10 protein-coding genes and 1 pseudogene are annotated in these 12,816 nt (G+C 63.6%); 3 read left to right on the top strand and 8 right to left on the bottom strand.

Features of this window, described 5'->3' with window-relative positions:
* Positions 1-380: 380 nt before the first annotated feature.
* Both ACN5W5_RS00400 and ACN5W5_RS00395 read right to left on the bottom strand, forming a co-directional pair.
* Complete coding sequence (locus ACN5W5_RS00400) at positions 381-1,919, bottom strand: amidase (protein ID WP_420046644.1); 1,539 nt, start codon at positions 1,917-1,919, stop codon at positions 381-383.
* Between the two features lie 15 nt (positions 1,920-1,934).
* A complete protein-coding gene (locus ACN5W5_RS00395) occupies positions 1,935-2,930 on the bottom strand; it encodes a Bug family tripartite tricarboxylate transporter substrate binding protein (RefSeq protein ID WP_420047414.1) in 996 nt (331 codons plus the stop codon).
* Positions 2,931-3,053: 123 nt separating this feature from the next.
* Here ACN5W5_RS00395 and ACN5W5_RS00390 point away from each other — a divergent pair, with 123 nt between their 5' ends.
* The 3 genes from ACN5W5_RS00390 to ACN5W5_RS00380 all read left to right on the top strand — a co-directional run bounded on the left by ACN5W5_RS00390 (position 3,054) and on the right by ACN5W5_RS00380 (position 5,717).
* Entirely contained in the window at positions 3,054-4,016 is a 963-nt protein-coding gene (locus ACN5W5_RS00390) for a LysR family transcriptional regulator (protein ID WP_420046643.1), read from the top strand.
* 112 nt (positions 4,017-4,128) lie between these two features.
* A complete protein-coding gene (locus tag ACN5W5_RS00385; protein ID WP_420046642.1) occupies positions 4,129-4,482 on the top strand; it encodes a RidA family protein in 354 nt (117 codons plus the stop codon).
* On the top strand, positions 4,479-5,717 hold the full coding sequence (locus tag ACN5W5_RS00380) for an NAD(P)/FAD-dependent oxidoreductase (RefSeq protein WP_420046641.1): 1,239 nt from the start codon (positions 4,479-4,481) through the stop codon (positions 5,715-5,717). Before ACN5W5_RS00385 ends, ACN5W5_RS00380 begins: the two co-directional genes overlap by 4 nt.
* A 378-nt stretch (positions 5,718-6,095) precedes the next feature.
* On the opposite strand, the gene ACN5W5_RS00375 is transcribed toward ACN5W5_RS00380, so the two are convergent.
* From ACN5W5_RS00375 to ACN5W5_RS00350, 6 genes and pseudogenes are all read right to left on the bottom strand, one after another.
* Complete coding sequence (locus tag ACN5W5_RS00375) at positions 6,096-6,476, bottom strand: transposase (RefSeq protein ID WP_420046640.1); 381 nt, start codon at positions 6,474-6,476, stop codon at positions 6,096-6,098.
* 890 nt (positions 6,477-7,366) lie between these two features.
* On the bottom strand, positions 7,367-7,543 hold the full coding sequence (locus ACN5W5_RS00370; RefSeq protein ID WP_420046639.1) for a hypothetical protein: 177 nt from the start codon (positions 7,541-7,543) through the stop codon (positions 7,367-7,369).
* A 364-nt stretch (positions 7,544-7,907) separates the two neighbouring features.
* A pseudogene (locus ACN5W5_RS00365) lies at positions 7,908-8,352 on the bottom strand (hypothetical protein); the annotation flags it as partial.
* A gap of 83 nt (positions 8,353-8,435) precedes the next feature.
* Positions 8,436-9,086 (bottom strand): hypothetical protein, encoded by a 651-nt coding sequence (locus ACN5W5_RS00360; RefSeq protein WP_420046638.1) that lies wholly within the window; start codon positions 9,084-9,086, stop codon positions 8,436-8,438.
* A 950-nt stretch (positions 9,087-10,036) separates the two neighbouring features.
* Positions 10,037-11,065, bottom strand: a complete 1,029-nt coding sequence (locus ACN5W5_RS00355) for an AraC family transcriptional regulator (RefSeq protein WP_420046637.1) — start codon at positions 11,063-11,065, stop codon at positions 10,037-10,039.
* Positions 11,066-11,132: 67 nt separating this feature from the next.
* Positions 11,133-12,320, bottom strand: coding sequence for a serine hydrolase domain-containing protein (locus ACN5W5_RS00350; protein WP_420046636.1), 1,188 nt, complete (start codon positions 12,318-12,320; stop codon positions 11,133-11,135).
* Between the last annotated feature and the right edge of the window lie 496 nt (positions 12,321-12,816).

The following is a 12,816-nucleotide window of genomic DNA, read 5'->3' as shown; positions in this document are numbered from 1 at the left end:
ACCTGGCACGAAGCCGTCACCCGCTCATCCGATAGCGAGGCGGAATCCATGACCGGTTTCAGTGCCAAGCTGACCGTCACACCCACGGCACCGTCGTCAAATTCAAATCACAACTTTATGCGCTACATCTATATGCAACAGAAATTTAATAGATGTCCACAATGGTTTGCGTTTCCCGTTGCCGTACCACTAGATGCTGGACGCCTGATCGCACTTTTTGCTAGTGGACGCCGCTCGAAAACTGAGGAATCGCTCTGGTCCTTTCCCTCGTTCCGTGCGAACGACGGGCAGAGAAACGCATCCACTCTACGCTGGGATTCTTGATCCAGCTGATTGCGTCTGGCATCGTGAACCGCCCCGGGGCGGTTCACACTTCGTGATCAGACCACCGACGTTGACAGTCCGTCGTTGGGCTCGTGAGCATGTGGGTCGTCGGGTGCGGCACTGACGATGGAGGTCAGCGGTGGTTCGCTCGGCCGCAGGCTGCCGATGTCGGGGCGCGGACGGCGCAGCCGCACATCTCCTTCGAAGGCCTGTTCCATGGACTGCGCCGCATTCAGCAGCGCCAGGTCGGCACGGAAGGGCGCCACCACCTGCAGTCCGAACGGAAGGCCGCGCTCGTCCAGACCACAGGGCAGGCTCAGGGCCGGGTGGGTGGTGAGGGTCACCAGGTAGGTCAGGGCCAGCCAGCGGTAGTAGTTGTCTTGCGCATGGCCGTCGATCTCGGCCGCGTGCGACTGCGTCCAGGGGAAGGGCGACACTGGCGTGGTGGGCGAGAGCACCAGGTCGTAATCGGCAAACACCCGCTGGAAGCGGCCAATGATGCGGGTCTGCTCGGATTGTGCCCAAGCGCTGTCGAGCAAGGTCATGCGCACGCCCATTTCGTAGTTGGCACGCGGGTTCGGTCCCAGGCTGGAGGGATCTTTTTCGTAGGTGGTGCGCATGCCTGCCACGAAGGCTTCGGCGCGCAGCACATCGAAACAGCGGTGGACCTCGCCAAGGTCGAAGCGGACCTCGTCGCAGGCCGCGAACAGGTGGCGCATGGCGCCGATCTTCTCGCGCATAGCGCGGCGGACCACCGGGTCGACATCGCACTGGCCGAAGTCTTCCGTCCACGCCACGCGCAGGCGCGAGAGGTCGACCCGCGCCGGCCGCAGAAAGGCCTGCGCGTCGAGCGGATGGCTCAGGGGGTCGCCCGGGTGGGGCCCGGCGGTGGCGGCCAGCTGAAGGCAGGCGTCCTCCACCGTGCGTCCCATGGGGCCGACCACCGATATCGGCGACCAGCCCAGGGGCTTGCGCACGCTGGGCACCACACCCGGGGACGGGCGCATGCCGACCACCCCGCATTTGGCGGCCGGTATGCGCAGCGAGCCACCGGTGTCCGACCCGGTGCACAGCGGCAGCATGTCCAGCGCAAGCGCGGCCGCCGATCCGCCCGACGATCCCCCGGCGTTCAGACGCGGATTGAAGGGATTCCCAGTGGCGCCCCAGACCGGATTGCGGCTGTTGGCACCCGCGCCCATCTCGGGCACGTTGGTCTTGCCCACCACGATGGCACCGGCGCGACGCAACCGGGCCACGAGTTCGATGTCGGCCGACGGGACGTGGTTGCGCATGGACGGCGTGCCCAGGGTGGACAGCAGGCCCGCGGTCGGTTCGAGGTCCTTCACGCCCAGCGGCAGGCCATGCAGCAGGCCCAAGGGATCGCCTTTCATCACGGCCTGTTCGGCTGTCCGGGCCTCCGCACGGGCGCGCTCGAAGCAGGTGGCGGTGACGGCGTTGACCAGCGGATTGACCTGTTCAATGCGTGCGATGCACGCCTCGAGCAGTTCAACGGGGGAGAGCTGGCGGGCGCCGATCAGGCGCCGCAGCTCGACCGCGCTCAGTCTGGTGAGCGCGTCGGAGGAAGGAGTCGTCATGTCGGCGGGCGGCGTTCAGTCGGACTGGATGTTGGCGCGCTGAGCGACGGCGCGCATCAGGGGCAACTCGCTCTCAATCTGTGCCGCGGTCGCGCTGCTGCTGCCAAAGCGCGGTTCCACGCCTAGCGCCTGTAGGTTGGCGCGGGTCTCGGAGCTGGCGACGATGGTCGCCAGCGTCTTCTCCAAGCGGGCACGGATTGGTGCCGGCGTACCCTTGGGCGCAACCAGGGCGATCCAGGTGTCGAAGTTCACGGAGGCATATCCCGACTCGGCGAAGCTGGGGACATCGGGCAGTTGGGATGAGCGCTGGGCGGTGGTGACGCCGATGGCCTTGACCTTGCCGGCCTTGAGCTGGGGAATGGCGGCGGTCACGGTGTCCACCGAGAACGTGACCTGCCCACCCATCAGGTCGGTCATGGCCGGCGCGCTGCCTTTGTACGGTACGTGCAGGATGCGGCCGCCCACGGCCTGCAGCAGGATCTCGCCGGCAAAGTGGGAGGTGGTGCCTGTGCCGAACGATGCGTAGTTGTATTTTTCGGGGGCTGCCTTGATCGCCGCCACGAACTCCTTCACGGTGTTCACGGGCACGTTCTTGTTGGCCAGCAGGATCAGCGGGATGCGACCCACGATGGCCAGTGGGTCGTAGCTCTTGACCGGGTCGTAGGGCAGGTTGCTGCGGATGGCCGGATTGGCGGTGAAGGTCGAGCCCGAGCTGATGAACAGGGTGTAGCCGTCCGCAGGGGCCTTGGCCACGTAGGCGGCGGCCACGGCCGTGCCGGCGCCGGGCCTGTTGTCGATCACGACGGGCTGGCCCAGCAGTTCGGTCATCTGCTTGCCCACGATGCGACCGATGGTGTCCGAGCTGCCGCCGGGTGGAAAGGGCACCACCAGCGTGATCGGGCGCGTGGGAAAGCTGTCCTGGGCTTGTGCGGCAAGGGGTGCCAGGGCCGCCAGACAGGCGGCGCTGGCCAGGACCAGGTGGCGACGGGAGAACTGTGTGGACTTGTGCATGGCGGTTGGGGCGGTGGTGGGTTGAGAAGGCAATGCCATGCTAGGAACCCACGAGGCCATCAGCAATGACAATGATGTCAAAGTATCGTTGCGTAAATCGCAATTTGCGGCTAGGCTGAATCCATGAGCACCGCTTCACCATCGACCACCTCCCCGCCAGCGCTGGCACCGCGCAGGGTGCTGAACCAACGTGTGCTACAGGAAGTGGCACTGCGCTATTTCATGGAGGTGGTCCACGCCGGATCGGTCACCGAGGCCGCGGCCCGCCTGGATGTGGCGCCGTCAGCGGTGAGCCGCCAGGTCGCCCGGCTGGAGCGCGAACTCAACACCCTGCTGTTCGATCGCCGCGCGCGGGGCATGGTGCTGAACTCGGCCGGTGAACTGTTGGCCGCCCACGCGCGCCGCGCGTGGCTCGACATCGAGCAGGTGGCTGAAAACATCCTCGCACTGCGCGGGTTGCGCATGGGGCAGGTTCGCCTTGCAGCCACCGAAGGTTTTGCCTATGAGTTCCTTCCCACCCTGGCCGCGCAGTTCCAGGAACAGCGTCCGGGCATCGTGTTCTCCTTGCGCATGGGGGTGCAGTCCGAGGTGCTGCGCCTGGTGCGGGAGGGTGAGGTTGACCTGGGGGTGACCGTGAGCCTGGCTTCCGAACGGGGCGTGGCCGTGGAGCTGCGGCACCCGTCGCCCGTGCTGGCAGTCATGGCGCCGGGGCATCCGCTGGCCACGCGCCGGCAGGTGTCTCTGGCGCAGGTCCTGGCCCACCCACTGGCCCTGCCCACACAGGCGTCCACCCTGCGCCAGTTGCTGGACATCAGCTGCAGCCGCCAGGGGCTCACGCTCGAAGCGGTGTTTGCCAGCGACCACCTCTACCCGCTGGTGAGCTATGTCGCTGCCACACAGGCCATCACCTTCTGCGGCGAGACGGCGCTGCGCCAGCACCTGCACGCAGGACTGGTGACCGCCGTTCCGCTGCGCGACCGAGAGATGAATGAGCGCCATTTTGAGGTCCAGTCCATGGCCGGGCGTCAGCTGACCGATGCGGCGCGCGCTTTCGTCGCCCACCTGAGGGGTGGCCTCATCCACTGATCACCGTGGTTCGACATTCATTGCGAAAAACGCAACGAAACGTTCGCTTCGGCTCCTTGATGCCGGGTCATCGGTCAGGAAATAATTCCGGCCGTTCTTTACCCCGCGCACCATGAGCACCGCATCCACCCTGCCTTTTTCCAAAATCCGCCCGGCCGCAGGCCTGCTGTTCCTGGCCGGCGAAATGCCGATCGCCACCGATGGCGGCGTTCCCGAAGGCATCGAAGCACAGACCGCTCTGACCCTGGACCGCATCGCGGCGACCTTGGCGGGCGAGGGGCTGAGCCTGGACGATGTGGTCTCGATGACCGCCTACCTGACCGATCCCGCCGACTTTCCGGCCTTCAATCGCGTCTACGCCGCGAGGTTCAAGACGCCCTACCCGGTTCGTACCACGGTGCGGGCAGACCTGATGCTGCCGGGTGCTCGACTGGAACTGACGGCGGTGGCCCGGTTGCGGGCATGAGCCGTGATGTGATCGTCCTCGGGGCCGGCATGGTCGGCACCTGCACGGCCCTTGCACTGGTGCTCCGCGGTCACCGCGTGACCCTGATGGACCGGCGCGAGCCGGGTCGGGAAACGTCCTATGGCAATGCCGGCATCATCCAGTGCGACGCGGTGGAACCGTATCCGTTTCCCCGGGACATCTCGACCTTGTTGCGTGTGGCCGGCAAGCGTGGTGCCGATGTCAACTACCACATCTCGGCGCTCCCCGCGCTAGCGCTGCCGCTGATGCGGTACTGGCGCAACTCGGCGCCCCACCGCCATGCCCGGCTGGCCCAGGCCTACGCCGCCCTCTCCCAACGCAGCGTGGGCGAGCACGAGCACCTGATCACACTGACCGGGACCGAAGACCTGGTGCGGCGCGAGGGCTATCGCTTCGTGTACCGGCAGCGCGCGACCCTGGAGAAGGCCGCCGCCCAGGCACGCGAGACCGATCAGCGATTCGGTGTGCCGCATCGGGTGATGGATGCGGACGAACTGGCCCAGGCCGAGCCCGCGCTGCGCGGCCGTCTGGCGGGCGCCATCCATTGGCTGGAGCCGTGGTCGGTGTCCGATCCGGGCGCTCTGGTCTCGCGGTACGCACAGCTGTTTCTGCAGCGTGGTGGTCGGCTGGTGCGCGGCGATGCCTTCACCCTGCGGGCGCGAGGACAGGGGTGGCAGGTGCACACCGACGAGGGCGAGCTGAGCGCGCCCCATGCTGTGGTGGCGCTCGGCCCGTGGTCCGACCGGCTGGTGCGTTCCTTGGATTACCGCTACCCGCTGTTCGTCAAGCGCGGCTACCACCGCCATTTCCAATGTGCTCAGGCGCCCCGGCTGGCCCTGCTGGACGCCGACCGTGGTCTGGTCGTCGCGCCCATGCGCCAGGGTGTGCGACTGACCACAGGGGCGGAATTTGCCGCGCTGGATTCACCTCCGACACCGGTGCAGGTCGCCCGCGCGCAACGGCTGGCCAACGAGCTGCTGGAACTGGGGCCGCCGGTGGAGACCGAGCCCTGGGTCGGCGCCAGACCCTGCACCGGTGACATGCTGCCGGTGATGGGCGCCGCGCCGCGGCACCCGGGGCTCTGGTTCAATTTCGGGCACGGTCACCAGGGTTTCACCATGGGGCCCGTGGCGGGCCGGCTGCTGGCGGAACTGATCGAAGGCACGCCACCCGTAGTGGACGCGGCGCCCTATGCACCGGCGCGATTCGATTGACGAGCGTTGGCTTGAAGGTCGCGGACAGGACCTGATTGGGGGAACGTCTCGAATCAGGGATTTCAAGTTACCGCTGTCTCGAACTCCTTGGTCACATTTCCGCAGCACCTGGGTTCTGTCAACCAACTGCCGCAATTGCTGCGTTGAGCGGTGATGCCATTGGCATGCCACGGCGATTCCAGTGCGTCGAACCTGGGCGTTTGGATGGTGACCAAGATGCCGTGCGGCTGTGTGCCGCCGCGCTAGGCTGGCATGGGGAAGCTGCTGAAGTAGTGCGCAGCTTCAGCGGACGAGACCAGCACCCTCAGGTAGCCAAACCGCGGCCGGCTCAACGCAATGTCCCGGATGCGCTGGCGCAGCGCACTTTGGTCCCGTGCCTCACTCTTGGCGTACCAGGTCGAGCGCTGCAGCAGCGCCAGTCGGCACGAGCGGTGCACGCTGACCTTGAAACGCTCCTGCATCCAGGCTGCCAGCTCGCGGCGCTTGACAGCCCTCAGAGCTTTTTTTGACGACCTCCTGCAGGACCTGTTTGTCCAGCGTCAGATCGGCCACGATGCGTCGCAAGCGCGCGTTCTCGTCTTCAAGCTGCCTGGGCTTGCGCAGCTCGCTCACGCCCAGCTCGCCGTACTTCTTCTTCCACGTGTAGAACGTGGCATCTGATATGCCGATCTGGCGGCACACGTCCACCACCGGCGTGCCGCCGTCGGCCATTCGCAGCGCATAGGCGATCTGCTCTTCGCTGAATCGGGACTTTTTCATCGCTTCTCCTGCCCCTTTGGGGGCCTTGGGAAGCAACCGTACCTCTAGTTTTGACCTGTCGCGGCTTTCCGGGGGAACGTCAGAAACGAAGGCTGTAAACCGCCGCCTGGCCACGTATGGGCGTCTATGTCTACTTTCAGATTGCGTTGCACCCTAGGACCTCCCAAGCCTTCTTGTAAGTGCTTATGTTAGTCAGCTCTGGGTATTCGCTCTGCGCAGACTCCGGTTTTGCGCGCAAGACCTCAACGGAGAGACATGCAGACTTTCCCACGACTGGTAGTTTGTGGCTACTTCAGCCTTCATCTGACCGTCGAACATCGGAGGACGGCAGTGCAGCGATTGGAGCCGGTCACTGGCGGCGGGCGTACTCACGCTGACCCGTACCAAGCAGTCGATGTGCCCAGCGACAGGCGACGGCCTGCGTGGCGGCTGTACGAGGTACTGCAGTCATAGGGCAATCGCGACCCAGCTGGCGCCAAGCCATCGACCGCTTTCACACCCGCGGGACTGGCGGTACCGACCCAGAAGAGCGAGTGGCGGATTTCCGAACGAGCGACCGGTCAACCTTGGTACTTGACCTACGCCGCAGCCATGGAGAGATGATGAGGCACAACTCGGATGCACGGTGTTGATTCATTTCCAAAAATGAGCCATTGGGGGTGCAGATGAATCAACAAGGGTCTCCAGGGCGTTCAAGTACCGCAGAAAGTTCTCCTCGATCTGGTGCAGGCGCTTGTCGATCTTGCCAGGGGTGAAGTTGCGGTGCCGCGTGTTGACTGACCGAAAGCAATCGGGCTTCGGACAATCTTGTTTGCCTGAAGCCCGATTCAGTCTTTCAACAGTCGCCTGCGCAAGTAGTCAGCGCCCCCCAGGCGGAGACCAACCCTGAATCAGTTACCCATGCTGGTGAAATCCAGGTCGGCGTGAGGTGTGTCTGACACGTTTTCATCAATCATCAGATAGATCAATTCATCGACGATGTCCTCAGCCGGGTGGTGGGCAAAAGCAGAAACTGAGGCCAAGGCCAGAAGGGATGCGACAACGGTGGATTTTGCGAAGCTTTTCATGATGCGTTCCTCAAATGAAAGTGGGAGTTCATAGGATTTCACCAGCTTGAAGGTCTTGTCCTATTGGACGGCACCTGTCTCACTGATAAGTCTCATGGTAGGCAGGCAATGTGTCCGAAATCTGGCCGCTTCGTGTTAGCGTGTGGCAATGTGTGGCAGTTCAGGTTGCCTGGCAACGAGGCTGGCGGACGTTGAAGTTGGTTCGCACAGAATCCGAATGCACGCTGATGCGCAAACGCCCGCTTTTGTCACTTCCGGCTTTTTTGGCCGCGTAGGCGAAGGTCACGTCCAGGGCGGAGGAAGCGTTCGGTGGCGTGGAGCCAAGCGGTTCTCGTAAGCCCTATGACACTGGTCGCTCGACCGAGGTCCCCAAATGGGGCGGGTCGTGGATCCGGGTGGGAAATAGGAATTCGTCTGTCTTCAGCGCAGCCTGCTTGATCCACGCCTGCAGGGATTCACGGGTTGCTGCCGCGATCTCGAACTGTACTGGGCACTGGGTCTTGAACTGCATGACGATGGCGCGCGTGGCCATCTGGTCTCCATGGCACACGTCGCGGACATTGAGGGCTACGAGGTCGCATCCGCGCAGCTTGCTGTCGATGCCGAGGTTGAAGAGCGCGAGATCGCGGACTCGACCTTCCATCTGAAGGCGGACGCGCAACGCCCAGATGTCCTTGACCTTAAAAGGGGGCCTTCTGTCCAACGATCTTTCCCTTGTTCCAGGGCTCGTGATGAACGGCATTGCTTGAGGCGGGAGCCCTGCCTGGATACAGGAACAGCAGCTCGAAAAGAAGGCGCTGTGCCCCCATCGTTGTCGTGACTCTCCCTGACCACTCGGCCTGGTTCAGGGATCGCCTGCGATGTCGCGCGCAGGCTTGCTCCTTCTAGATGCTCAGACGCCGGGAACGCACGCCATCGCGATGCTGGCCCAGACGCCGAAGCTGAAATAGGGCGTCAGCCAGAGGGCATCGGCCTTCCATGCGACCCAGCTGCCGCTGCGCACACGGCGGTGCCACGCATCGTGCGCGCCCTGGTCGAGACGCATGTAAGACTGCCCGCGCTCGCGCGCGTGTCGGTAACGGCGCCAGTACATCGGCGCGTCCACGACCAGAACATAGGCCACGAAGGCCATCGCGCAGAGAATCCCAAAGATCGCCAACGAGTTGACCCAGCCACTGCTGTCGAGTGCGATAACGCCCAGCAAGGCCGCCATCCAGGAAAAGCCCGCTGCCCAGAGCATGGACTCGACGGCCTGTGTGATGTGATTCAGGGTCAGCACGCTGTGCCAGCAGAAACCCTGTGCCACCACCATGAAGATCGGGATCGCCCAGGCGGCCCTTTGCACCCACGGCATGCCGGCATGCACGCCCAGCTGCTGGACCAGCAGCCCCAGCTGCATCGCGAAACAGATCTCGGCGATGGTGGCTGCGGCGCGGCCGAGGAAGATGCTGGACAGACGCGTGTCCACGACCACGAGCCGTTCGAGGTCCACCCGGGGAAGCACCGAGCGGTAGGCGCACACCATCACGTAGACGCCAGACAACGCGAGCTGCAGACCACCGTGGACACCGCTGACAAGCCCAAAGTGCCATACGGCCAACCATAGACACACGTTTAGTGCGGCAAGCGCACACAGCGCCCGCCACCACGACCGCACGTTCGCGTCTGCATCAGCGAGGCCTTGCGCAATATTGTGGCGAAATGATGACATCAGGCTGCAAGCTTACCCAAGTGACGATCGCATGGACAAGCGCTTTTGAGGGCTCTTCGTGGTGCTGTCGAACTGCGGACGTTCGCGCCAGCTCCCTTCAATTGAGTGATGTCGTTCAACCTCGATCGTGGTCCCATCAGCAGTTGCCGCCTGCAAACGACTGGAGTTGCAAAGCTCGATTTTTTCGGCATGTTCGGTGCATGAATGCGTCCAAAGTCGACCTGTCGTTCTCGAAGAAAACCTCCGCTGGCTCCTCTGGGTCGAGCACAGACGCTCACCTCGGGCGCGAGGAGCCGTTCTCGATGCATGATCAGGCTGGCATGTGTTGAGTGGCCGGTGACGGCGGTGCAGCGGTCGATCGACTCCTCCATCCTCAAAAGACAGGTGACTGCGGCGGCCGACATTCAGGCGTGCTTGGTCACCGGCTGCAACCAGCCTACTGCAGGTATACGGTCAGCCATCTCGACGGACTGCTCGTCGAAGGTCAGCCTACTGGCGCGACCTCATACTCACACTGTCAACCAGGCGCGGCCAATCATCAGTCGCAGAAACGGGGGTTATATGTAAAGCTCCATGGATTGCCGGACCAGCATGCGAAGCGCTGCTGAGTGAACGTCGGTCTATCGGAGGAGCGCGTCTTTGAGACGGCAACATTTACCGACTACCGAACAAGGAATGACGGATTTTCGACGTTGCACCTGATGTCCGCTGCGGGCTAATGGCTGCGACACGGCACGGGGGGCAAGGTGCACGCAGAGTCCGCCTGCGGTGTGTCGGGACGCTCAGGAATGCCGCGTCCCTGCGTGCCGCCGAAGCGATGTTGATGGCAGTTCGTTGAAGCGTTGCTGGAACAGTTTCGCAAAGTACCCCAGGTTGGAGAAGCCCCAGTCTGCAGCGATCGACTGGACGGTGGCGCAGGGCCGGGCCAGCAGCAACTCCGCTCGAACACCCTGCAGGCGTTGTTCCCGCAGCGCTTCCATGGGCGTGCAGCCCCTGTACTCGCGAAAGGCCTGACCGAGCGAACGCACACTCACACCCGCCACTGCTGCTAGTTCGCTCAGCGTGGGCGCATGTCGCGCGTTTTCGCGGATGTGCCGCTCCGCGGCCAGAACGTGGCGCGGTGCGAGCCGATATTCGCTTTGTGCTGCGGGTTGGTCCAGGTGCGTGCGCCACTGTGTGAGCAGGTGCACGCCGATCATTTCCTCCAGGTGCTTGCCCAGCGGGCCGGCCTGCACCGCTTCGGGCAGGTGCGTGATGCACTGACACACATAGCTCAGCAGTCCGATCCAGGGTGAGCCCGAACCGCCCAAGCGGAAGGTGCGCAGCCACAGGCGCTCATCGGCCGGCTCGCCAAACCAGCGCTCGTACAGTTGGGACAGCGCGTCGTGCTCAAAGGTCAGGTTCACCTGCAAATGGTTGTGATCGAAATCCACCCAGTAGTGGGTGCGCGAGTTGTCCACCACGAAGGCATCGCCCACACCGGTATCGCTGAATGTTCGCAGCTCACTCCAGTGCCGGGCCGATCCGCGCAGCGTGGTCAGCACCATTCCGGTACCGGCTTCGGGTGAGAAGTCCTTGATGTTCACCGGGATGCCGTACTTGAAACGGCTCAGTGTGAAGTGCCCGATCCGCGTTGCGTCGAGCACCGAATCCGGTCTCCTGGCCTTGCCGATGGGCGTGACGTCGTACGGCATGTACACCTTGTCCGACCACTGGCGAATATCGTCCCACTCGCTGGAGGCCACCAGCCGGTGGTTCGTGCTCGGGTGCCCACTGGCGTCGTGGACCAGCACATTGCGGATGGCTTCCATGGGTTCGTCTCCATCGCTGATGTCATTGCACGCCGGGCAACCCGACCCGGCGTGGCCTCAGATCGGCTCAGCGGTGATGGTAGACCGCTGTCTCGAATTCCACAAACCCGGGGTAAGACGCTGCGTCCTGGAACGGGAGTATCTGAGTACCCCAATAGCCGCCGATGCCATTCTTGCGATCAATCCAGTAAAAACAGTTGGCCAGACCCGCCCACATCAGCGAGCCGGCAGGCCGCCCGCTTGGCGTGTCTTCACGGTTGGTCATGAAGGTGTAGCCCCAACCCTTGTCGGTGCCCGGGAAGAACTCGCCCGTGTTGCTGAGCGAGGGGACGGAGGTCGTCCAGCCGCCAGCCGACAACCCCATGTCGGCCAGTCCGTCCTTGCACATCGCGGCGACCGTCTCGGCCTTGAGAACACGGCCGTTCGGTCCAGCCCCATCGTTGAGCATCATGCGGATGAACTTCATGTATTCGCCCACCGTGCCATACAGGCCATGCCCGCCGCAGTCCATCTCGGGCGGCTGCGGCAAGGCCAGATCGGGCAGCGGTGTGAGCTTGCCGTCGATCGCGCGGTCGTGGATGGTCGCGCGGCGCTGCACCATGGAGTCGCTCATGGTGAAGGCCATGTCCTTCATGTCCAGCGGTTCGAACACCCGCTGACGCATCACATCGCCCAAGCGCTTGCCACGGAGGTTCTCGATGATCAATCCAACCCAGTCCATGTTCACGCCGTAGGTCCAGGCGGCTCCGGGGTCGTGCAGCAGCACCGTGCGAATCGACGCGTGCGTGCACGACACCACAGTGGGGATGCCCTTGGCGGCACGGAACTTCAGGTCGTCGTTGCTGAAGAACTCGTAGCAGAGGCCGGACGTGTGCAGCATCAGGTCGTTGATGGTGATGCGCCGCTTGGGCGGACGCGTTCTGGGCTGGCCCGCGACATCAAAACCGTCCAGCACCTGCAGTTCATCGATCTCCGGCACGTACGCTCCAGCAGGGTCGCCCAGGCTCACCTTGCCCTCCTCCACCAGTTGCATCAGGCACACGCCGGCCAAGGCCTTGGTGGTGGAAAAGAGGGCGAGCACCGAATCGGTGGTCATGGCGCCATCCTTGCCCAGCTCGCGCGAGCCGGCAGCGCCTTCATAGAAATTCCCTTGCCGATTGGTCGCCATGGCCACCACGCCTGGGGATCCACCGTGGCGTTCCACGTTCTGCTTGAGCACCGCGTCCAGCGCGGTCTTCAATTGGGTCGTCGTCATTCTTTGTCTCCATTGCGCGGTTGTATGGATAAACCACAGTGGTCCGCAGCTCACCAGTCTGTGGGCCTGATGGAGTCTAGGATTTGGCGACCCGAATCCCTGTTCGGATCTGGCAGCCGAGTATCTGAGTCTGGCAATTTGCGGCGAGATGGGAGGCTCCGATCTCCAGGCTGTCGATGCACCTCCCCATCTCGTGCGAAACCAGGGGGTAATCTGCAGCCCCGAGGTCAACACCTGCCTGATTCATTCCACCGGCAGACCAAAAATCCTCGGGCGCGAGGAGTCATTCTTAAAGCACGGTCAGGCTGGCATATGTTGAGAGGCCGGTGACGGAGGTACAGCGGTCGTTCGACCCTTCCATCCTTGAATGACAGGTGACATTGGCTGCTGATATTCACACGAGCAAAGTCACTGGCAGCACCCAGCCTCAAACAGTCGATCAGACCCCCATCGAAATTTCCACTCATGGCTGACCGCCGATGGCGTTATCAACAGG

The organism is Hydrogenophaga sp. ZJX-1, from assembly GCF_048590325.1.
Classification (GTDB): domain Bacteria; phylum Pseudomonadota; class Gammaproteobacteria; order Burkholderiales; family Burkholderiaceae_C; genus Hydrogenophaga.
Note: the sequence above shows the minus strand (reverse complement) of the source record. Positions and strands in the feature narration are given on the sequence as shown.